This window comes from Bacillus sp. EKM420B, from assembly GCF_011065565.1.
In the GTDB taxonomy this organism is placed as follows: domain Bacteria; phylum Bacillota; class Bacilli; order Bacillales; family Bacillaceae; genus Bacillus; species Bacillus velezensis.
In genome coordinates, this window is the sequence record NZ_JAAMNX010000001.1 from 167,273 (window position 1) to 189,703 (window position 22,431).

The 22,431-nt window shown below is 50.0% G+C and carries 16 protein-coding genes; 8 read left to right on the top strand and 8 right to left on the bottom strand.

Annotated features, from left to right (window positions below):
• Positions 1–38 precede the first annotated feature (38 nt).
• From G9F48_RS00915 to G9F48_RS00925, 3 genes are all read right to left on the bottom strand, one after another.
• Positions 39–1,508 (bottom strand): sodium:solute symporter family protein, encoded by a 1,470-nt coding sequence (locus tag G9F48_RS00915; RefSeq protein WP_015388467.1) that lies wholly within the window; start codon positions 1,506–1,508, stop codon positions 39–41.
• The gene (locus tag G9F48_RS00920; protein WP_007409181.1) at positions 1,505–1,705 is read right to left on the bottom strand and encodes a DUF3311 domain-containing protein; all 201 of its coding nucleotides are present in this window, start codon (positions 1,703–1,705) and stop codon (positions 1,505–1,507) included. Before G9F48_RS00920 ends, G9F48_RS00915 begins: the two co-directional genes overlap by 4 nt.
• 120 nt (positions 1,706–1,825) lie before the next feature.
• The gene (locus G9F48_RS00925) at positions 1,826–2,185 is read right to left on the bottom strand and encodes a hypothetical protein (protein WP_012117241.1); all 360 of its coding nucleotides are present in this window, start codon (positions 2,183–2,185) and stop codon (positions 1,826–1,828) included.
• Positions 2,186–2,338: 153 nt separating this feature from the next.
• On the opposite strand from G9F48_RS00925, the gene G9F48_RS00930 reads away from it, so the two are divergent.
• From G9F48_RS00930 to G9F48_RS00945, 4 genes are all read left to right on the top strand, one after another.
• Positions 2,339–2,965, top strand: coding sequence for a TVP38/TMEM64 family protein (locus G9F48_RS00930; protein ID WP_165408879.1), 627 nt, complete (start codon positions 2,339–2,341; stop codon positions 2,963–2,965).
• Entirely contained in the window at positions 2,962–3,477 is a 516-nt protein-coding gene (lepB, locus tag G9F48_RS00935; protein ID WP_003155158.1) for a signal peptidase I, read from the top strand. The genes G9F48_RS00930 and lepB overlap by 4 nt, the downstream gene beginning before the upstream one ends.
• 58 nt (positions 3,478–3,535) lie before the next feature.
• Positions 3,536–5,104, top strand: a complete 1,569-nt coding sequence (locus G9F48_RS00940; RefSeq protein WP_342212266.1) for a monooxygenase — start codon at positions 3,536–3,538, stop codon at positions 5,102–5,104.
• 89 nt (positions 5,105–5,193) lie between these two features.
• A complete protein-coding gene (locus G9F48_RS00945; protein WP_003155156.1) occupies positions 5,194–5,715 on the top strand; it encodes a MarR family transcriptional regulator in 522 nt (173 codons plus the stop codon).
• Between the two features lie 36 nt (positions 5,716–5,751).
• Here the strand turns inward: G9F48_RS00945 and G9F48_RS00950 are convergent, their stop codons facing one another.
• The 5 genes from G9F48_RS00950 to G9F48_RS00970 form a co-directional block, all read right to left on the bottom strand.
• Positions 5,752–6,909: an AbrB family transcriptional regulator gene (locus tag G9F48_RS00950; RefSeq protein WP_014304750.1), complete on the bottom strand. Its 1,158-nt coding sequence runs from the start codon at positions 6,907–6,909 to the stop codon at positions 5,752–5,754.
• A 167-nt stretch (positions 6,910–7,076) separates the two neighbouring features.
• On the bottom strand, positions 7,077–8,273 hold the full coding sequence (locus G9F48_RS00955) for an MFS transporter (protein WP_165408881.1): 1,197 nt from the start codon (positions 8,271–8,273) through the stop codon (positions 7,077–7,079).
• Between the two features lie 15 nt (positions 8,274–8,288).
• Positions 8,289–8,909 (bottom strand): TetR/AcrR family transcriptional regulator, encoded by a 621-nt coding sequence (locus tag G9F48_RS00960; protein ID WP_014304751.1) that lies wholly within the window; start codon positions 8,907–8,909, stop codon positions 8,289–8,291.
• A gap of 251 nt (positions 8,910–9,160) precedes the next feature.
• The gene (locus tag G9F48_RS00965; RefSeq protein WP_070081598.1) at positions 9,161–9,679 is read right to left on the bottom strand and encodes a ferritin-like domain-containing protein; all 519 of its coding nucleotides are present in this window, start codon (positions 9,677–9,679) and stop codon (positions 9,161–9,163) included.
• Positions 9,680–9,747: 68 nt separating this feature from the next.
• Entirely contained in the window at positions 9,748–10,461 is a 714-nt protein-coding gene (locus G9F48_RS00970) for a DUF421 domain-containing protein (protein WP_146283655.1), read from the bottom strand.
• Between the two features lie 141 nt (positions 10,462–10,602).
• Here G9F48_RS00970 and addB point away from each other — a divergent pair, with 141 nt between their 5' ends.
• The 4 genes from addB to sbcC all read left to right on the top strand — a co-directional run bounded on the left by addB (position 10,603) and on the right by sbcC (position 22,420).
• Entirely contained in the window at positions 10,603–14,103 is a 3,501-nt protein-coding gene (gene addB, locus G9F48_RS00975; RefSeq protein WP_165408882.1) for a helicase-exonuclease AddAB subunit AddB, read from the top strand.
• On the top strand, positions 14,090–17,794 hold the full coding sequence (gene addA / locus G9F48_RS00980; RefSeq protein ID WP_165409126.1) for a helicase-exonuclease AddAB subunit AddA: 3,705 nt from the start codon (positions 14,090–14,092) through the stop codon (positions 17,792–17,794). The genes addB and addA overlap by 14 nt, the downstream gene beginning before the upstream one ends.
• A gap of 64 nt (positions 17,795–17,858) precedes the next feature.
• Positions 17,859–19,031, top strand: a complete 1,173-nt coding sequence (gene sbcD / locus G9F48_RS00985; RefSeq protein WP_003155146.1) for an exonuclease subunit SbcD — start codon at positions 17,859–17,861, stop codon at positions 19,029–19,031.
• Positions 19,028–22,420, top strand: a complete 3,393-nt coding sequence (gene sbcC, locus G9F48_RS00990) for an exonuclease subunit SbcC (protein WP_165408883.1) — start codon at positions 19,028–19,030, stop codon at positions 22,418–22,420. The genes sbcD and sbcC overlap by 4 nt, the downstream gene beginning before the upstream one ends.
• Positions 22,421–22,431 lie beyond the last annotated feature (11 nt).

Below are 22,431 nucleotides of genomic sequence, written 5' to 3' on the forward strand. Positions count from 1 at the left end.
GGCTTTCCCCCTTCATGTGTCTTACCGCTATTTTATCATTAAGCCGCCTTTTCGGCTGCGCTGATTTGTTTTTTTCTGACTGCGGCGCTGACTGCAAACATGACGGCAATGTTCAGAACCAACGCGATGATGCCTGTATTCATATCCTTAACGATCTGCGGAAGAAACGGAAAGAGGGTTCCGACGGTTGATTCGGTCAGCGTAATGAAGGCCACCGTTCCGACCCCGGCCGTTATGCCGGCAAAAGCGCCGTGGCTTGTGATGAAACGCCGCTTCGGCAGGCTGAATAAGAGGGCGGGGAAAAGCTGGGTGACAAGGCTGTAGCCCATTAAAAGCAAGGTGACGATGGTATTTCCGCCTTTCAGCGTAAAATATACGGAAATCAGCGCGATAACGGGTACGGCGTATTTTGCGAGCCGCGAGACTTTTTCGTCAGTCGTGCCGGGCAGAATGGCTTTGTACACATTTTTGGCGAACAGCGTGCTTGAGGCCATTAATATCATTGAACCGGGTACAAGCGCCGTCAGAATGCCCGCCGATCCGATCAGCCCGACAAACCAGGGATCAAAGGTTTTCACAGACAGCTTTAATAACGCGAGATCCGTGTCCGCCCCTTTTAAACCGGGCACCTGCAGAATCGCCGCAAATCCGGTAAAGATGACAAACAGCAGGACGAGCTGATAAAGAGGCATGATAATCGCATTTTTCCGAAACACCCGCGGATGCTCCGCCGAATAGGAAGCGGCAAAGGTATGAGGCCACATATAAAAGCCGAGGGCGGTCAGCAAAACCGTTGAGCTGAACCAGGAAACGCTCTGTCCGGTTTCCGGCAGCGTGAGAAAACCGGGTTTTGCGGCGTCAATTTGTTTGAACATCTCCGTAAACCCGCCGTAATAATGAATGGGCAGATAAATACCTAAATACAGGACGATGCCTAAAATCATGATATCTTTGACGACGGATATCCACGCTGAACCATGGATTCCTGAAATCATCACATAAATTGTGATGGAGACAGCGCCGATCCAGACAGCGGCGGAGGGCGGAATCTGTCCGTATGACGTTGCTGAAACAATTAATCCGAGCCCTTTCAGCTGCAGGACGAGATAGGGGATGAGGGATGCGATGCCGACGAGCGATACGAGAATGCCGAGGAGCGGGCTGTTGTATTTTGAAATAAAAAAATCTGATTGCGACATCAGTTTGTGTTGTTTGGCGTAAGTCCACACGGCTGGCAGAAGCCAATATGACAAAATGTAGGCAAGGCAGCCGTACGCGATAATATAAAAGGCCGGGCCTCCTTTTCCGTAAGCCCATCCGCTTCCGCCGAGGAATGTGAAGGTCGTGTATATTTCTCCCGCCATTAATAAAAAGACAAACATCGTGCCGAAGCCGCGTCCGCCCACCGTCCATTGTTCAAGGTCCATATGTTTTCCTTTTCGGGCCCGGATTCCGAGATATACACAAAACAGGAGCACGGCGGCCATTACGGGAAATGCTGCATTCATTCCGCCTCACCCGCCTTGTTTTCTTTGTCCAATTTGTAAACGGCGGCCATCAGAACGGAAGTCAGCACCGCCCAGATGACGACATACGCGAGAATGAAAGGCATTCCGAATACATAAGGCGTCACCCGGTTGGCAAATGGAATGCCGGCGAGAATTCCGAAAAAGGGCAGGGCGGCGAGAACATGAATCAGTTTCATAACATTCCTCCTTTTCATTGAAAACAGCGTGTTCCGATTATAAAAAAAATCATGTCAAATGTATAGTGTGAATAGTCTGAATTTTATTTTTTAAAAAGGAAAAGCAGTCCCGGCTGCTTTTTAAATGGTCGCAAGAGACAGGTAATATTCCAATAAGGCGGTTACCTGTTCCCGTATTCTCGGGTTGAAATAACGGTGTTTTTCTTCATAGCCGTTAATGGTGCATATATAAAGCGTAAATGCTTCGTCTCTTTCCGCTTCGTATATTTTAATTTTACGCTTTCTTAACTCTTTTCGAACATCACTCAAATCCTTTTGTGCTAATTTTAAAGAGCAGCTGATAAGCTGTTTATAGGGTTGTTTTAATTTGAACGGGCACGAATCAAGCGCTTCGAGGTCCCGGTTCAGGATGGCGGCCGCCATGGGCAGAAACAGCCCTTTTTCGATGAGATCGCGGGTGCCGCTCCGAATGTCAGGCATAAATACTCCTTCTTTCTTAAAAAAAGAGAACGTTTGTTCTTATTTTATACTCGCTTACACGATATTTCAAGACGGAAAATCTCGTAAACATTTTCGTTTTTTGGAGATAATGTGTAGAATAAGGATAGACAAACTCGTTAAGGAGTATAAACGTTGGAGCAATTTTTATCATATTTGACTGAGGAACAGCTGACGGAATGGTTCCAAAGCTATAGAGCTTTCGGCCCGGCGGCTGCGGCTGTATTGCCTTTTATTGAAGCGTTTCTTCCGTTTTTGCCGCTCGTTGTATTTGTGGTGGCGAATACGAATGCATTTGGTTTGTGGGAAGGTTTTTTTCTGTCATGGCTCGGGTCTGCGTCAGGATCGATGCTGATGTTTTATGCCGTCCGCCGTTTCGGACAGAAGAGAGCTTTCGGTTTCATCCGCAGGCATCAGACCATAAGGCGGATGATGCTCTGGGTTGAGCGGCACGGTTTCGGTCCGCTGTTTATTTTACTTTGCTTCCCCTTTACGCCGTCCGCTGCGGTTCATATCGTTGCCGGTCTGTCACGGGTGGGGGCGCTGCAGTTTATATCAGCAGCCGCGATGGGGAAAATGGTTATGATCTTTATGATCAGTTTTATCGGGTATGATCTTCACGCACTCATGACACAGCCTTTCAGGATGGCGGGCGCCATAATGGTGATCGCGGTGCTGTGGTATGCCGGAAAGCATATCGAACGGCGTTTACAGACGAGAATCAGTCAGCATGAGAAAGACGGAGGGAGACAGGAATCTTGAAAAAACGATTTTGGTTTATAGCCGGCGTGCTTATCGTTGTTTTGGCCATACAATTAAAGAATGCCATTTTTATTGATTATAAAGTCGAAGGAATCAGTATGAATCCGACCTTTAAACAAGGAAATGAGCTGATGGTCAACAAGTTTTCCCATCGTTACAAAACGATCCGCCGTTTCGATATTGTTCTGTTTAAAGGCCCGCACCGCAAAGTGCTGATCAAACGTGTCATCGGGCTCCCCGGCGAGTCAATCGCATACAGGGAGGATCAGCTGTATGTGAATGGAAAACGGGTGGCGGAACCATTTTTAAAACCGTTAAAGTCATCATTGTCCGCCGGTAGCCATGTGACCGGTGATTATACGCTGAAGGAAACGACCGGGCGCAAAAGCATACCGAAGGGACAATACTTTGTTATTGGCGACAACCGCATATACAGCCTCGACAGCCGTCATTTCGGTCCGATTAAGGATAAAGACATTGTCGGAGTCATCAGTGAATCAGACGCCAAGTGAACGGCGTCTTTTTTTCGGAAATGATTGTCAAAAAGCGGAGGAAAGACTATAATGAAAATTGTTACGCACGAAACAAAAAAGGGGGCGTTTATTTTTTAGTGGTTTTGTTACGTGTGTAACAAAAAAAGGAAAGAGGGCTGATGAGATGAAAACACAGGTTGCCATTATCGGGGGAGGTCCGGTCGGGCTTATGCTTGCATCAGAACTGGCGCTGGCCGGAGTGAAAACGACTGTCATTGAACGATTGAAGAAGACGGTGCCATATTCCAAAGCGCTTATCATGCATCCGCGCACACTTGAGCTTTTTGCCATGAGAGGCATATTGGAACGCTTTGCGGATCAAGGGACGAAGGTGTCTTCCGGCCATTTTTCCATGCTGGATACACGGCTGGATTTTTCTCGGCTGGATACGAAGCAGAATTATTCGTTAATGCTTCCTCAGGCAGAAACGGAGCGGATGTTGGAGGAGTATGCATCAAGTCTCGGCGCAAATATCATCCGCGGGGCGGAAGCGGTGGCTGTCACCCAGACGGATGACGGAGTGGAGACGGTGTTCCGGGACGAAAGCGGAATCCGCACTCTTCACAGCTTATATGCCGCGGGTACAGACGGAGCGGGGAGCATTGTCCGGAAACAGGCGGGCATCGCTTTTTCGGGCACAGATGCCGACTTAACAGGAACCCTTTGTGATGCCGCTTTGAAACATCCGCCCGAATCTTCCTTTTTTTCAACGTGCCGCCTGGAGGGATCGGTTGTGATTATCCCTCTTACGGACGGACTTTTCCGCGTCCTCATCGTTTCTCCGCACGTCCTGCAAAAGCGGAAGGAAGAGCCGGTCACCGAAAATGAGCTGAAAGAAGACCTGCGGCGGATATGCGGCACTGATTTCGGATTGAGTGATCCGGTATGGATGTCGCGGTTCGGCAATGCCGAGCGTCAGGCTGAGCAGTACCGCTCCGGCCGGGTTTTTGTGGCCGGGGATGCGGCGCACATTCATTTTCCCGCAGGCGGCCAAGGCCTGAATACGGGGCTTCAGGATGCCGTCAATCTCGGCTGGAAGCTGGCGGCGCAAATGAAAGGAAAAGCGGCGCCTCATCTTCTGGACAGCTATCATCAGGAAAGGCACAGCACAGGAAAAGAAGTGCTGCACAATATCAAAACGCAGATCAAGCTCATGGATTTTACCGAGTCGGGGATGGCATTAAGAGAAACGATGACCGCTTTGCTGGATTTTCAGGAGTCCAACTGTTTATTGGCGGGAAAAGTATCCGCGCTTGATCTGCATTATGAACCGGATGCGGAGCTGCCGCCGCATACGCTGAACGGAAAACGCCTGCCGGATATCGAACTGACCCTTCATGACGGGCGGCCGGCCCGGCTGTATGATTTTCTCCGCAAGGGCGGCTTTGTGCTTCTGTCATTAAGAGGGAGCATTCCCGCCGGTATTGATACGGACAGCGTGGCAGCAGTCAGGGCGGAGCTTGCTGAAACACGTGCCGATTGGAACGACGTCCACACCGTTTTAATCCGGCCGGACGGCCATGCGGCATGGGCAGCCGGCGGCTCGGGACGTAAAGCGGAAGAAGCCGTTCTGGCCGGTTTGGAGAGATGGGGATTATTCATCTGATAACCTTTTTATGCACCTGTGTGATTGTTTCTTGTGTAACAAAACGTTATAGTAAAAGAAACAATCAATTCGGAGGGGTGACTCAGCAGTTGGACAGAAGACAGCCAGACCATGCAAAACACATGATTCTTGAAGGGCTGACAGATATTTTTCACGAGCAGGAGAGGTGCCAGGAGGATATCAGGGCGTCGTTGGCCGGACGGATGGATGAACTCCGTGAAGGAAACGGGAAAAAATTACAATTGACCTTGACGGAAATTCACATTTTGTCGTGTATCGGAGATCATGAACCGATCAATGTCACGTCAATAGCGGAAAAAATGAAGACGACAAAGCCGACCGTGTCGAGAAGCTGCGCGAAGTTTTTGGAAGCCGGCTTTCTGCGCAGAACCCGGCTGAGCGACAATAAAAAAGAAGTCTATTTCCGGCTGACTCCTGCCGGGAAAGAGCTGCATTCCCTTCATCATGAATATCATGAATTGATAAAACAGCGGCTCTTGGCGTTTTTAGACCGCTATACAGATGAAGAACTGTTATTTGCTGAACGGCTGTTCCGTGATCTTTCAGCAAACTGGCGGTCTGTAAATGGCGGCGGTGAGCTGTTCAAATAAAAAACACGCATATGGATGCGTGTTTTTTTATTCGGATCATGTTCCTCTTTCTGCCCGGCCTCTTTCGCCGTGTGCCCGTTTCAGCTGAGAAAGGTGGTGCAGCAGCCGATAGAAGGGCGGAAGCATGGCGATGACGAGAACGATCCGGATGACCTGAACCGCGACGACGAAAGTCGAGTCTTCGTGCAGGGTGATCGAAGTCGCCGCCATCTCGGCGATCCCGCCGGGAGAAAAGGCGAGAACAGATGTAATCATGGAGATGCCCGTTAATTTAGAAACCGCAACCGCGCTCAGAATCATGGCGGCGATTAATCCGACGGAAGAAATAAACCCGACGGTCAGCACTCTCGTCACGCCGGTGAACATGCTTTTGTACATTTTTGATCCGATTGTGGCGCCGAGAAAAATTTGTGACAGCTGGTTCGCTTCCGGCGGCCACCAGGCCAGCATGTCTTTGCCCGCCAAGGCGGACACGCCGATTTCCGCAGCAGCAACGCCGATCATGCTGCCGAGCAGCCAAGGGGCGGGGAATTTCAGCCGTTTTGCGCCTTTGCTTGCAAGCCAGGCAGCCAAAATAAATCCGGCCGTTAACAAGACGGGAATAAGGCCCGGATGTGAAGCTCCTGCTGAAACGGCTCCGGCTGATGTCTGAGCCGCACCGTTTTGTTTGGTAAATAAGAAAATGACGAGAAACGGTATTGTCATGACGACCAAAAGGACGCGCGTCAGCTGAATAAGGCTTACAATCGCGGTGTTTGCGCCGACTTCCTGGGCGATACCCGGCATGGCGGATAAACCGCCCGGCGCCGTGCCTACAAAGCTTGTCATCATGTCCGTCCGGCTGAACCGAAAGAGCACATATCCGGAAACAAGCGCCATCACGATAGAGAAAATCAGCATGAAGCCTACCGGAAGCCAATGCTCCCGTAAAACCGACAGAACGGACAGGTTCAGTTTCTGGCCGAGTTCGATGCCGAGGATCATTTGTCCCGCTGCAAGCCATCTGCGGTGAATCCCTCTTCTGTCAGGCGCCATGAACAGCCAGCGGGGCCTCGTCATGGATAGGATGCAGCCGGCGGCCAGCGTTCCGAGCATCCAGGCGATCGACATCCCTGTAAGCGAAAGAAGAAACCCCCCTGCCGCACTGATGAGAATAAACCAGATATCTGTAAGGAGATGTTTGTCTTTCTTCAATGAAAACCCTTCTTCCTGAAACATTCATATTAAATTGTTAAGCTCGTTAACCTTACTATTACTATAGTATAGATTTTGAGATAAATAAATAATGAATTATTTCTCATAATCCATTCATTTTTCTTATCGAAAACACAAAAAAAGCTCCGGAGATGGGTGAGTGCACCCTACTCCGAAACCTCGCCCGCTTTTCCTTTCCACACAAGCGTCAATCCCAGACCGAGAAATAAAACCACACCTGCGAACAGAAACGGGAAGTGAATATTCATATCAAATAAAATACCGCCCAGAGCCGGGCCGAAAATGGTGCCCAAACTCGTGTATGTTGAGTTCATACCGGCAACAAACCCCTGCTGATTTCCTGCGATTTTCGATAGATAAGTAGTCAGTGCCGGGCGCAGTAAATCAAACGCAAGGAAAATGATGCAGGTGACAGCGAGCACGGGCAAAAACCCTGACATCACCGTAGAAACGAAAGCCAGCACAGCGCCGATGATCAGACAAAGCTGAATGACTTTTTTCTCCCCGAGGGAGTTGACAAGTCTGCCGAACGCGAGCACTTGAATGAGGACCGCCACAATGGAGCTGAACGTAATAATAATGGCGATATCCTTTGGCGTGAAGCCGAATTTATGGTTTGTAAATAAGCTGAATACCGTTTCGTACGCCGACAGCCCGAATGCCAAAACAAAAACGATGATAAAGGCGATCAAGTAGCTTGGATGAATCGACTTTTTCAAATCTTTTAAGAAGGTTGATTCTTTGGCGCTTTCCATCTGCTTTGCGCGTTCTTCTTTAGTTAACGGCTCTTTCAGCATAAAGACAGAGGAAATCACTGCGATAAATGCAATTCCCGCCGCAAAGAAAAACGGCATACGAACGCCGTGATCGGCAATAAATCCTCCTATGCCGGGCCCGATGATAAACCCTGTGCTGATGGCGGCAGATACATAGCCCATCGCCTTCGATCTTTCCTGCACCGTCGTAATATCTGCGACATACGCTGTAACGGCGGGCATGATAAAAGCGGCACTGATGCCCCCCAGCACCCTTGCGAAATATAAAATGGAGACATGTGTGCCCAATCCGAAGGTCAGCTCGGATAATGCGAACAAAAACAGTCCGGCGAGAATCATGATTTTTCTCCCGAAACGGTCAACCCATCTCCCCGCAATGGGAGATGCAATTAATTGCGCGACGGCGAAGGCAGCGACAAGGTATCCCATTGTGCTGCCCGTCAAGTGCATCACATTCATAAACAGCGGCATAACGGGAATGATCAATCCGATGCCTAAAAACGCAATAAATATGTTGCTTAATAAGATGATGAGTACAGCCTTTTGTTCTCTGATCGGTTTTTGCATGTTGTTTCTCCTTTGTCAGCTGTCATTCAGTTTATCAGCGTTGATCGACCCGTGAATAAACACGGAGATGGCTTCTTTTTGCAATTCGATTCTTTGCTGAATGGTATCGTTTTTATATAACACATCTAAACCGTAGAAGACGGATAGCAGGATTTTTACTTTTGATTCGACATGATGAATGGACCAGCTTCCGTCTTGATTTCCTTCTTCTAAGATCTCTCTCATCACATCGTCATATTCAATATCAATTTTGTTGAGCCGCTTTACGACCTCTTCTGACGTAAACGCACTCGCATAAAACTCTTCACTTGCTCTCATAAGCGGGTAATTGATGCTCATCCGGCTGAGCAGCTCCGCAAAGCCCGTCAGCTTTTCGGCAGCATCTTTCAGATCGGCTTCCATTTCCCTCCACGTCTCGATCATCACGCGGTGATCCTCTTCCATGATATGAAGAAACAGAAACTCTTTTCCTTTAAAATGGTGATAAAGATTGCCTTTGCTGATCTCGGCCGCCTCTAAAATATCCCGAATCGATGTTTCTGAATATCCTTTTTTTGCAAATAAGTCACGCGAAGCGGATACGAGCCTGTTCTTCGTCTTTTCGCTCTTTCCGGCACCGCCTTTTGTATTTGTCACTTCACACAGATCCTTTCCGCCTCGTTCATATCGTTGTCCCGGCAAAGCGGGGCTCGGTTCGTTTAAAACCGACCAGTTGGTTTATTTTATTATAAAGGGTTTTTGCTGACTATACAATGAAGAAGTTATCCATTGTTTAGTGGAAGTATAAAAACGGCTCGAAAAATAAACCCCATTCTCTCCTGTTGAAAGAACGGGGTTTGTCAGCCGTCTGAAGACTCCCGGCGGGGGAGCGTGATCTGCCTGAATCGTTATTTTCCGGTATTTACCTCGGTGTAGCTTGTGTTCGGCGCGTTTGATACCGTTCCCCCTGTATGGTGGAAAGGAGAGTGGGCAGAGTGGGCCATATCGTATAAAAACCAGACGGCATGACGCTGCTCGTCAAATGCCGTGCGGGCAAATAACCGTTTCGCTTCCGGATGCACCGCTCTATCGGATGCCTGCAAATAAAAATCATTCGTTTTCTGCTCATCATAAAACGCCGCCCTCAGTCCTTCTCTGTATGTGTGCGGACAATGCTCCGTCTGTTTCGGCGTCAACTGTTTTCCGGTAATTGACGTATACAGTGAAGAGAAAGCGTGCATGTGGCGCACTTCTTCCTCTCTGATATGTTCGATTCGTCTTCTGATTTCTGCGGTCGGCGCTTTTTCGGCTAATATTGAGTAGCAAATCACAGCGCTGTATTCACCGTTTATGGATTTTACCAGATCCTTTATAAGCACAGAATCGTCACTGCAGATGGCTGTATAATGAAAAAAATTCTCGTGCATTGGACTCACCCCCGGATGTTTATAGGGTATTATACGGCGGCAGCCCGTGACATGTGCGGATGTCATTTTTATTCTTGATCCAGCGGCGATGTAATATGGTCGTCGTATGTGTCGACAAAAAGCCGGCCGTTGCTTCCGCGCACAGCGTATACAACGTCTTCCGGTTTGAGGTTTCTCTTGTCCAATTCTTCTCTCAGCCATTTTTCCGATACGTGGTTTTCTTCCAGATTTTTCATCACCAGCCGGCCGTCCATAATCAGCTCAACGGCAAAGTTCTTTTCATGTCCGGCAAAGATGCCGAGATCCTGTCTTGTAACGGGCGCAAATTCCGGTTTGACCTCCACTGACATGCTGCCGTTTGTTTCAATGATGGCAGTCTGAACCTGAGAAATGTCAAATACATCATTTTCACGAAGCTGCTGGTTCAAGTAGTCGAGGGTATAGCGCATCGTTTTCATATTATGCTCAAGTATTTTTCCGTTTTGAATGATAATGGTCGGTTTGCCCGCAAAGAAACCCCTGGCGGTTCTGTTTTTCATAGAAAGATATGCGACGAGATAAATAATGACTACGAAAATCGTGTAAGCACTGACAGTAAAATGAATCGGCAGTTTTGTATTAAACGACAGATTGGCTGTGATGGCGCCGAGCGAGATGGCCGCAATGAAATCAAAAAGCGTCATCTGTGAAATGGTTTGTTTTCCGAGTATCCGGGCGCCGATAAACAAAATGCTGAACGACAGAATCGTTCGCACAATCACTTCGGGATATTCTGACATCATATTTAATCCTTTTTTTCTTTAATTTGGTCAAAAACGATATTTTTTAAAACAGTCATCCCGTTTTTACCAGCAGATGAGATTGGTCATTTTCGTCAACTTTCGATAAAATGTAGAAAGATAAAAAGAGAGGGGTCTTCTAATTTGGGTGTTGAGTTTTTAGTAGGCAGATCGGGGAGTGGGAAAACGAGGCTGATTATCGACAGCATTCAAGATGAACTGCGCCGGGAGCCGTTCGGGAAACCGATCATTTTTCTAGTCCCGGATCAAATGACGTTTTTAATGGAATATGAGCTTGCTAAAACGCCGGATATCGGCGGCATGATACGCGCTCAAGTTTTCAGTTTTTCGCGTTTGGCGTGGCGCGTGCTTCAGCATACCGGTGGCATGAACCGCCCGTTTGTGACGACGACGGGTGTGCAGATGCTTTTAAGGAAACTGATTGAAGAACATAAGCACGATTTTAAAGTGTATCAAAAAGCGAGTGACAAGGCCGGATTCACTGAGCAGGTGGAACGGATGCTGACAGAGTTTAAGCGGTACTGTATTGAGCCTGAAGACGTCCGCCGTATGGCGGAAAGCGGAACGGCGTCAGAATATCGCGGAGAGCGGATGCTGTCTGAAAAACTTCATGATTTAGGGATTTTATATCAGCAGATGGAAAGAAGCCTCGCCGGACACTATTTGCATTCGGAGGACTATTTAACGTTGCTCGCTCAGCAGATTCCTTTGGCGGACGTTGTAAAAGGCGCCCGTGTTTACGTCGACGGATTCTATCAATTTACGCCGCAGGAATTAAGGGTGCTGGAGCAGCTGATCATGCATGCTGAACATGTCACATTCTCGCTGACGGCGGACAGCCCTTCGGCGGAACAGGAACCGGATGAGCTCGATCTGTTCAGAATGACGGGAAGCACATACTATAAGCTTTATCAGACGGCAAAGGAATTGAATGCCGATATTTCCTGCAAGGAACTGCATGGCACGAAGCGGCATCGGCATGTGCCGGAGCTTGCCTGTATAGAGTCGCAGTACGATGTGCGTCCCGCCGCGGCATATACCGGCGGACAGGAAGCTTTTACCGTCATGCAGGCGCAAAACAGAAGAGCTGAGCTCGAAGGTATTGCCCGGGAAATTCAATCGCTTGTCCGGGACGGAGGATACCGGTACAAAGATATGGCGATTCTCATCCGTCAGCCGGAAGATTATAAAGATTTGCTGAAGGAAGTGTTCGCCGATTACGGGCTTCCTTATTTTATTGACGGAAAAGCTTCTATGCAGCATCACCCGCTTATTGAATTCATCCGTTCAAGCCTGGATGTCGTGAAGGGGAACTGGAGATATGAAGCGGTGTTCCGCTGTGCGAAAACCGAACTGTTATTCCCGCTTGATCAGCCGGAGCAGAACATAAGAGAGCAGGTTGATCAGCTTGAAAATTACTGTATCGCCTACGGCATTAAAGGGGAGCGCTGGACGAACGGCGAGCGGTTTGTATACAGGCGCTTCGTATCGCTCGATGAGGATTTCGCGCAGACGGATCAGGAAATCGAGATGGAACACATGCTGAATGAGACGAGAGAGTGGATAGCTGCACCCCTTATCCGGCTGCAGAACCGGATGAAAAAAGCGAAAACGGTTCAAAGCATGGCGGAGGCTCTTTATCTCTTTTTGGAAGATACCGATGTTCCCCTGAAGCTGGACCGTAAAAGGCAGCGGGCCGAAGAGGCCGGAAACATGATCGAAGCGCAGCAGCACGGCCAGGCGTGGGATGCCGTTATCCAGCTTCTCGAGGAGTTTGCCGGCATGATGGGTGAAGATGAAATATCTTTGGCGCTGTTCCAGCAAATGCTTGAAACGGGAACGGAATCGCTTCATTTTTCTTTAATTCCTCCTGCGCTTGACCAAGTATTTGTAGGGAATATGGATCTCTCAAGAATGTACGGCACGTCCTGCACATTCGTCATCGGGGCCAATGACGGCGTTCTTCCGGCGCGCCCGGATGAAAACGGCGTGCTGTCTGATGATGACCGGGAGTGGCTGAAAGCGGTCGGAGTGGAGCTGTCTTCCGCGGGGCGTGAGCGGCTGCTTGATGAGCATTTTCTCATCTATATGGCGCTGTCGAGTCCGTCTGACCGTCTTTATGTGTCATACCCGATTGCCGATGCGGAAGGAAAAACGCTCCTGCCGTCAATCGTTGTAAACAGGCTTGGCGAGCTGTTTCCCGATCATCAGGAAAAGCTGTCAGCGGCTGATCCTGAGCAGGTAAGCGAAGAAGAGCAGCTTCAGTATCTCGTCAATAAACAGGTGGCTCAGACGTATACGGCAAGTCAGCTCAGGCTGTGGACAAGAGAGTACGAGATCAGTGACGTATGGTGGAGCGCATACAATGTGCTGATGAAAGAGTCTGATCACCGGCGTGCGAAAAAGCTGTTTTCAAGCCTGTTTTTCCGCAATGAGGCGAAGCGTCTTGAACGGCCTGTTTCGCGCCAGCTTTACGGCGAGCATATTAAAGGAAGCGTCTCCCGGATGGAGGCGTTTAATGCCTGCCAGTTTTCCCATTTTGCATCTCACGGGCTGCAATTAAAAGAGCGGCAGTTTTTCAAGCTGGAAGCGCCGGATATCGGCCAGCTGTTTCACTCCAGTCTGAAGCTGATTTCAGACCGGCTTCGTGAGCAGAAGCTGGAATGGCGCGATCTGACGAAAGATCAGTGCCGGAATTTCTCCTATGAAGCGGTGGAACGGCTTGCGCCAAAGCTGCAAAAAGAGATTCTGCTCAGCTCAAACAGACACTTTTATGTGAAGGAAAAACTGCAGAAGATCGTCACGCGTGTTTCTGGCATATTAAGCGAGCATGCGAAGGCGAGCGGTTTCGTCCCGGTCGGTCTTGAACTCGGTTTCGGCGGAAGCGGACCGCTGCCCCCGCTCACTTTCACGCTGAAAAACGGCTGTACGATGGAACTCGTCGGACGGATCGACCGCGTGGATAAAGCGGAAAGTTCAAAAGGCCTGCTGCTGAGAATCGTTGATTATAAATCAAGCGACAGGGGGCTTGATCTGGCTGAGGTGTATTACGGGCTCGCTCTGCAAATGCTCACATATCTTGACTTATCGATTACACATTCCGCGGATTGGCTCGGCATGAAAGCGACCCCGGCAGGCGTTTTGTATTTCCATATCCATGATCCGATGATTCAGGCCAGTCTGCCGATGGGGCTTGATGAAATCGAGCAGGAAATTTTTAAGAAATTTAAAATGAAAGGTCTTCTCCTCGGTGACCGGGAGGCGATCAGCCTGATGGACACGACTTTGGAGGAAGGGCGTTCAAATATCGTCAATGCCGGTTTGAAAAAGGACGGGTCTTTAAGATCCGACTCAGCCGCGGTCAGCGAACAGGACTTTCATCTGCTGACAGACCATGTGCGGCGGACATTTGAACAGGCGGGCGAAGCGATAACGGACGGGCTTGTGTCCATTACCCCGTATAAGCTGAAAGATAAGACGCCTTGTACGTACTGTGCGTTTAAATCGGTGTGCCAGTTTGATGAGTCGCTTAAGGAAAATGAATACCGCAGCCTGAAAGCGGAAAAAGACGGCACCATACTGGATTGGCTGAAAAAGGAGGCGGATGATGATGCAAATTCCTAAACCGAAAGACAGCATATGGACGGATGACCAATGGAGCGCAATCGTTTCTTCCGGCCGCGATATTCTTGTCGCTGCCGCAGCCGGATCAGGTAAAACGGCCGTGCTCGTGGAACGGATGATCAGAAAGATAACCGCGGAGGAAGATCCGGTTGATGTTGACAGGCTCCTTGTGGTGACCTTTACAAACGCCTCAGCAGCGGAGATGAAGCATCGGATCGCGGAAGCATTAGAAAAAGAGCTCGCCAAAAATCCGGGATCTCTGCATATCAGACGGCAGCTCTCTCTATTAAATCGGGCGAGCATTTCGACGCTTCACTCTTTCTGCCTGCAAGTGCTTAAAAAATATTATTATATGATTGATCTTGACCCCGGTTTTCGCATGGCTGACCAGACGGAAGGCGAATTGCTCGGAGACGAAGTGCTTGATGAGCTGTTTGAAGATGAATACGCAAAAGGGAATCAGGCGTTTTTTGAGCTTGCGGACAGATATACGACAGACAGGCATGATCTGGATCTTCAAGACCTTGTCAAACGGGTGTACGAGTATTCCCGGTCGCATCCTGACCCGGAAGCGTGGCTGCAAAGCTTTGTCCGCCTGTATGACGTGACGGAAGAAAGCAAAATGGAAGAGCTTCCGTTTTACCAATATGTGAGAGAAGATGCTGAAATGGCGCTCTACGGGGCGAAACAAAAGCTTGAGAAGGCGCTTGAACTGACAAAAGCGCCCGGCGGGCCGGCCCCGCGCGCTGATCATTTTCTGGATGACCTTCAGCAGATAGAAGAGCTGATCAGCTGCCGGCATGACTTCGATGCGCTGTATGAACGGGTTCCCGCAGTCTCATTTAAGCGGGCGAAGGCGGTAAAGGGTGATGAATTTGACAAAGCGCTTTTGGACGAAGCGACCGATTTGCGAAACGGCGCGAAGAAACTGATCGAAAAGTTAAAGACCGATTACTTTACAAGAAGTCCGCAAGATCACTTGAAGAGTTTAACAGATATGAAGCCTGTCATCGAAACGCTCGTTCAGCTCGTGATATCGTATGGAAAACGATTTGAAGCGGCGAAACAAGAAAAATCAATTATTGATTTCTCAGATTTGGAACATTACTGCCTGGCGATTTTAACTGCGGTTGATGAAGAAGGCCGGCGGGTGCCGAGCGAAGCGGCCGTTTATTATCAAGACCAGTTTCATGAAGTTCTGGTTGATGAATATCAAGATACCAATCTTGTGCAGGAGTCTATCCTGCAGCTTGTTAAAAGCGGGGATGAAGAGGCGGGAAATTTGTTTATGGTAGGCGACGTCAAACAATCGATCTACCGTTTCAGACTTGCTGAGCCGCTGCTGTTTCTCGGGAAATATAAAAGGTTTACAGAAAGCGGGGAAGGCGCGGGGCAGAAAATTGACCTGAACCAAAATTTCCGCAGCCGTTCCGATATTTTGGACAGTACGAATTTCTTGTTTAAGCAGCTGATGGGCGGAAAAATCGGCGAAGTGGACTACGATGAACAGGCGGCATTGAAGCTCGGCGCATCGTATCCGCCGAATGACGCGGCAAAAACGGAACTGCTGCTGATTGACAGCGCTGATGACGCAAGCAGCTCCGAGGATGCCGAAGACTTTGAAACCGTGCATTGGGAAGCGAAAGCGATAGCCGGGGAGATCCGAAAGCTTGTCTCGTCTCCGTTTAAGGTCTATGACGGCAAAACAAAAACACACCGGAATATCCAGTACCGGGATATCGTGATTTTGCTGCGCTCCATGCCGTGGGCGCCGCAATTAATGGAAGAGCTGAAAAACCAGGGCATTCCGGTGTACGCCAATTTGACGTCGGGTTACTTTGAAGCCGTGGAGGTGGCTGCGGCGCTTTCAGTCTTGAAGGTGATTGATAATCCGTATCAGGATATTCCGCTTGCTTCCGTGCTGCGCTCGCCCATCGTCGGCTGTGACGAAAATGAACTTGCGCTGATACGCCTTGAAAAGAAAAAAGCGCCGTTTTATGAAGCGCTGAAAGCATATATAGCGAACGGTGACAGACATGATGAACTGTATCAAAAACTGAGAACCTTTTATGACAGTCTGCAAAAGTGGCGGTCATTTTCGACGAATCATTCGGTGTCTGAGCTGATTTGGGAAGTATACCGCGATACCGGATATTTTGACTATGCAGGCGGCATGCCCGGCGGAAAGCAGCGCCAGGCCAATCTGCGCGTCTTGTATGACCGGGCGCGCTCGTACGAAGCGACGGCGTTCCGCGGGTTATTCCGCTTTTTGCGGTTTATTGAACGGATGCAGGAGCGCGGCGATGATCTGGGAACGGCCCGGGCGCTCAGCGAGCAGGAGGATGTCGTTCGGCTGATGACGATCCACAGCAGCAAAGGACTTGAATTTCCCGTCGTTTTCACCGCCGGACTCGGCAGAAGTTTTAATATGATGGATCTCAACAAATCATACCTGCTTGATAAAGAGCTCGGTTTCGGCACGAAGTATATTCATCCGGAACTCAGAATCAGCTATCCGACTCTTCCGCTTGTGGCGATGAAGAAAAAGATGCGCAGAGAGCTCTTATCCGAAGAATTGCGCGTATTGTATGTGGCGCTGACCAGAGCGAAGGAAAAGCTGTTTCTCGTCGGTTCCTGCAAAAACCGGGAAAAACAGCTGGCCAAATGGCAGGCGCAAGCAGACCGGGCCGATTGGCTTCTTTCTGAATTCGACCGCTATCAGGCGTCATCTTATTTGGACTTTATCGGGCCGGCGCTCATCCGCCACCGTGACATGGAGGCGCACAGGACGCCGGGACTTTCTTCGACTGAGGATATCGCGCGCGACCCGTCGCGTTTTCACATCCGGATGCTGCAGCAAAGTGAATTGCTGGAAGAGAATCCAAAAGAACGTGCTGAAGAAAAGAGCAAACGTCTCAAAGCGATTCAGCAGGGCGAGCCGATTCCTGGTTCGTTTTCATTTGATGATCAGGCGCGCCGTCTGCTTGAATGGGAATATCCGTACCGAGAGCTGACGGCTATCAGAACGAAGCAGTCAGTTTCTGAGCTGAAGAGAAAGCAAGAATACGAGGATGAATACAGCGGCCGCTCTCTCATCAAACCGTCAGGAGACACGCTTTTATACAGGCGTCCCGGTTTTATGATGAAAAAAGGGCTGACAGCCGCCGAAAAAGGAACGGCGATGCATACGGTGATGCAGCACATACCGCTGACGCACGTGCCGACTGCCGAAGAAGCGGAGCGGACGGTCCGGATGCTTTACGAAAAAGAGCTGCTGACAGAAGAGCAGCAGGAAGCTATTGATATAGAAGAAATTGTTCAGTTTTTCGGAACTGAAATCGGGAAAGATCTTCTCGGGGCGCTGCGGATTGACCGGGAAGTGCCGTTCAGTATGGCGCTTCCGGCCGGCGAGGTGTACAAGGATGCCGAAACGGCCGGTGAACCGCTGCTCGTGCAGGGGATTATTGACTGCCTCTACGAAACTGCGGACGGTCTCTATTTGCTGGACTATAAAACAGATCGGATAGAGGGGAAATTCCGGAACGGATTTGAAGGCGCGGCTCCGATTCTGCAAAAAAGGTATGAAACACAAATCGAATTGTATACAAAAGCGGTTGAACAAATTACAAAAACGAAAGTGAAAGGGCGTGCGCTCTATTTCTTCGATGGAGGTCACGTTCTTACACTGTAACAAGATCCGAAGCTCCTTTTTGGAGCGGATCTTTTTTTCTATCAAAAAGTGAGGTGAATGCGGTATGCGCATTTTACATACAGCTGACTGGCACCTCGGCAAAACGCTGGAAGGCAGAAGCCGGCTGAGCGAGCAGGCCGAAGTACTGGAAGAGCTGAATACCATTGTCAAGGAAGAAAACATTGATGCGGTCATTATGGCAGGGGATGTATTCGATACGGTCAACCCGCCTGCGCTCGCTGAACAATTGTATTACGAAAGTCTTTCCGCGCTTTCTGACGGCGGAAAACGCCCGGTTGTCGTCATTGCCGGAAACCATGACAATCCCGACAGGCTGGCGGCGGCTTCTCCGTTAACAAATGAGCGCGGCATTCATTTAATCGGCTATCCGCGGACAGAGCCCGTCCATATTGAGGTGCCGTCGGCGGACGAGCTGTTAGCCGTAGCCGCGCTGGCATATCCGTCAGAGGCGAGATTAAACGAAGTGCTTTCTGATACGTTTGAGGAAAAGCTTCTTCGCGATCATTACGATGTGAAAATCAGAGAGGCGTTTGCTCACATGTGCGGACTGTGCCGGAACGATGCCGTGAAAATCGCGGCGAGCCACATTTATGTCGCGGGGGGGAATCAGACCGATTCAGAGCGTCCGATTGAAGTCGGAGGCGCTTACACGGTCGCCGCTGACAGCCTGCCGGCTGATGCGGCTTACGTGGCTCTCGGCCATCTCCACCGTCCGCAAACGATCAAGCGCGCCAAGACGGCTGCCCGTTATTCAGGCTCTCCGCTCGCATACAGCTTTTCGGAAGCCGGTTATGCCAAATCGGTGACGGTGGTAGAAGCGAAGCCCGGCGGAGAAGCGAAGTGGGAAGAGATTTTCCTGTCTTCCGGTAAACCGCTCGTCAAATGGAAAGCGCAGGGGCTGAGCGAGGTTCACGGCTGGCTTGATGAAGGGCGTGACCGGAATGCCTGGATCGATCTTGATATCCATTTGACGGATCAGCTTTCTCTCGAGGAAATTCATCGGCTGAGAAAGGCGCATCCCGGCTTTATCCATATCAGGCCGGTTTTTGAAGAAAAAGAGACCGAAAATGACCGGATTGAAGTGAAACACACATCAATTGAGGACCGATTTAAGAAGTTTTATGAAAAACAAACGGGCGGCGGCGTGCCGGATGAGGAGATGGTCAAGCTGTTTTTAGAGCTTGCGTCAGCAGATGATGAGGAGGATGCGACATGAAGCCGATTCTGTTAACGATAAAAGGGCTCCACAGCTTCAGGGAGGAACAGACCATTGATTTTGCCGGACTGTCAGGAGCCGGGGTGTTCGGGATTTTCGGGCCGACCGGAAGCGGAAAATCGTCGATCCTTGATGCCATGACACTCGCTTTATACGGAAAAGTGGAGCGCGCCGCAAATAATACGCACGGCATTCTGAATCATGCCGAAGATCAGCTCGCCGTCTCATTTACATTCGCGCTTCAATCCGGCCACCGGGTTTCCTACAAGGTCGAGCGCGTTTTTAAGAGAACGGATGAAACGAAAGTAAAAACCGCCCTCTGCCGGCTGATTGAAATCAAAGATGAACAAACGGTGCTGGCCGATAAAGCGAATGAAGTGAACAAAAAGGTAGAGGAGCTTCTTGGCCTGACCATTGACGACTTTACAAGAGCCGTCGTGCTGCCGCAAGGAAAGTTTGCCGAGTTTCTGTCGCTTAAAGGCGCGGAAAGAAGACATATGCTCCAGCGCCTGTTTAATCTGGAACAGTACGGGGACAGGCTTGTCAAAAAATTGCGGCGGCGGGCGCAGGAAGCGGCAGCGAAAAAAAATGAAATGCTGGCCGAACAATCCGGCCTCGGAGACGCAGGAGAAGATGCGCTGAAGCAGGCTGAACAGCAGTTTCACGAAGCGAACGAACGGCTTGAAGCAGCTGAGAAGAAACGGGTCCGGGCAAAAGAGCGTTTTGAAAATCACCAGGAAATTTGGAACTTGCAGACAGAGAGAGATGAATATGAGCGCCGGGAGAAAAAGCTTGAGGAAAGACGCCCGTACATCACGGATTTGACTGAGCGTCTTAAAGAGGCGGAAACAGCTCTCGCCCTTGAGCCGTACGCAGACCGCTGCACCGAAGCCGTCCGCCGGAAGCAGCGCGCCGAACAGGAACACGAACTGGCCAAACGGAAATCAGAGGCGGAAACCGTTTCATTTACCCGGCAAAATGAAGCCTATGAAGCATGGCGGGCCCATAAGGCCGAACAGGAGCCGAAGCTTGTCAAGGAAGAAGAGCTGTATCAAAGACTTTCAGCCATTGAACAAAAACTGCTTGAAGCGAAAAAAGAAGCGGAAAAAACAAATGCGGAGCACAGCAAAAAAGAGGAAGAATACGAAGCCGCCTCGAAACAGCTGGCCGCAGTGAAAGACCGCCTGACCCGCGGCCAAAACAGGCAGAATGAGCTGAAAGAAGAGCTGAAAGCAGTTCAAGTGACCGCCGATGAACGGAAAAAATGCCAGACCGCAGCACAGCTGGCGGCAGGCTTTCAGCAGACACAGGAACAAATCACGAAAGAGCGGGCCAATCTGATAACGCAGCTGAAAAACGTGGAGAAGCTCAACGGAGAAAGCGAGTCGCTCACAGCGAAAGCGAAAACGGAAGAGGAAGACATTACGCGCGCTTATCAAACGCTGCAAACCGTTTACCATATGGTCTGTGAAACGGAACGTTCACTGAAAGCCGCAGCCGAACGGGCTGAAAAAACGCAAGCTGATCTCCGCAGGCGCTCAGAGGAAGCGAGAACGGCTGCATTAACAAAAGAATTATCGGAAAAACTGATCGAAGGAAAGCCTTGTCCTGTATGCGGCTCGACGCAGCATGACCGCCCGCGTTCCGCTCATGAAACATTCTCGCCTGATACGGCTGTGCAGGAACATTTGCAGCAGGTGGAAGCGCTGCTTTCTGAGGCGGCGGCTCTTTCTCAGGAAGTGCTGACAGCCAAGGTTGCATTAGAAGAACAGTCGGGACGTTTTACCGAAGAATGTCCGTTTCTGCAAAGCGCCCGGGTTCCGGAGCTGGAAGCCGCTTCTTCCATCAGCGGACGCCCGCTTGATGAAGCGTTCAGCGCCGTCCGCTTGGAATGGAAACAAATGAAACAGGATATGCTGTCGGTAAAAGAGAAGGTCACAAGACTGATCAGCGCGCATCAGCAGACGGTAAAACAAGCTGAGCAGCTTGCCGAACGAATCCGCTACGAGGAAAAAGAAGCCGGCCGTCTCAGACATTCATTAGAAGAGCTTGAATCGCTGTCAGAAAGCCGATTGAATCAGTACAGCGAAGTCTGCGGTGATATTCCGCCAAACCGGATTGACGCCTGGCAGGCTTCGATAGATGAGAAGGACAGGCAGGCAGAAGAATGTGAGAAGCGCATTGAAACAAGCATCGCATTCCTCAAGGAACATGAAGAGGAGAAAGAACGCCTGCAGGAGATGAAGCATCGGCTTGAACGGGAACGGCTCGAGCTTCACTATGCGTCTGAGCGCCTGCAGCAGGTGATTGACGGATATGAACAAGAGCTCGGAACAGCAGCTGAAGAAACATCAATTTCCGCAAAGCTTGAAGCGGTGCGGCAGGAATTACAGCTGTTAAAATCAAAAGAACAGTCCCTATTCGATGCGCTGAAGCAGGCGCAGCAATCACTGAATGACGCAAAAGGCCGGGAATCAGGGAGTCTCATGTCACTCAGGGATGCTGAGGCCTCTCTTGAGAAAGCGCAAAACGACTGGCGCGTGAGGTCAAAAGGCACCAGGTTTACCGAGCCGGACCAAGTCAAAAAAAGTCTGCTTCCGCAAGGGCGTGCAGAGGAAATGAAAAAAGAAATTGATGAGTTTCTGGACACCTCCAAACAGCTATCGGCAAATATCAGCCGTGTTACTGATAAATTAGCCGAGCGCCGGATATCGGAGGAAGAATGGACAGCATCCGTTTCTCTGCTGAAGCAGGCAGAGGCTGAGTCAGGCGCCGCCATGGAGGAAAAAGGAGCACAGGCAAAAGCCTACGCGGTTATGCAAAAACAGCATAAGCGCTTTAAAGAGATTGAAGCCGAACTGAAAAGCTGGCAGACACAGATTGACAGGCTTGATAAGCTCCAGTCTGTATGTAAAGGCAATACATTCGTCGAATTTTTAGCGGAAGAACAGCTGGAAAGCGTGGCTCGAGACGCCTCTGCCCGTCTCGGAGCGCTGACAAGGCAGCGGTATGCCATATTAGTCGATTCAGAAGGCGGTTTCGTCATGCGTGATGACGCGAACGGAGGCGTCAAACGGCCCGTATCAAGCCTTTCCGGCGGGGAGACGTTTCTGACATCGCTGTCGCTTGCGCTTGCCTTGTCCGCCCAAATTCAGCTGCGGGGGCAATACCCGCTGCAATTCTTTTTCTTAGATGAAGGATTCGGGACTCTTGACCAAGGGCTCTTAGACACCGTTGTCACAGCGCTCGAAAAGCTGCAATCGGACAACTTATCCGTCGGAGTGATCAGCCATGTGCAGGAGCTGAGAGCGCGTCTGCCGAAAAAATTAATCGTTCATCCGTCCGAACCGGGCGGGAAAGGCACCCGGGTCACATTGGAGATCATGTAGAAAGGAGAAGG

Excerpts from the sequence above, each read along its gene's own strand:
- G9F48_RS00915 (WP_015388467.1), bottom strand. The coding sequence starts at position 1,508 with ATGAATGCAGCATTTCCCGTAATGGCCGCCGTGCTCCTGTTTTGTGTA.
- G9F48_RS00920 (WP_007409181.1), bottom strand. The coding sequence starts at position 1,705 with ATGAAACTGATTCATGTTCTCGCCGCCCTGCCCTTTTTCGGAATTCTC.
- G9F48_RS00925 (WP_012117241.1), bottom strand. The coding sequence starts at position 2,185 with ATGCCTGACATTCGGAGCGGCACCCGCGATCTCATCGAAAAAGGGCTG.
- G9F48_RS00955 (WP_165408881.1), bottom strand. The coding sequence starts at position 8,273 with ATGCAAAAACCGATCAGAGAACAAAAGGCTGTACTCATCATCTTATTA.
- G9F48_RS00965 (WP_070081598.1), bottom strand. The coding sequence starts at position 9,679 with ATGCACGAGAATTTTTTTCATTATACAGCCATCTGCAGTGACGATTCT.
- G9F48_RS00970 (WP_146283655.1), bottom strand. The coding sequence starts at position 10,461 with ATGATGTCAGAATATCCCGAAGTGATTGTGCGAACGATTCTGTCGTTC.
- addA (WP_165409126.1), top strand. The coding sequence starts at position 14,090 with ATGCAAATTCCTAAACCGAAAGACAGCATATGGACGGATGACCAATGG.
- sbcD (WP_003155146.1), top strand. The coding sequence starts at position 17,859 with ATGCGCATTTTACATACAGCTGACTGGCACCTCGGCAAAACGCTGGAA.
- sbcC (WP_165408883.1), top strand. The coding sequence starts at position 19,028 with ATGAAGCCGATTCTGTTAACGATAAAAGGGCTCCACAGCTTCAGGGAG.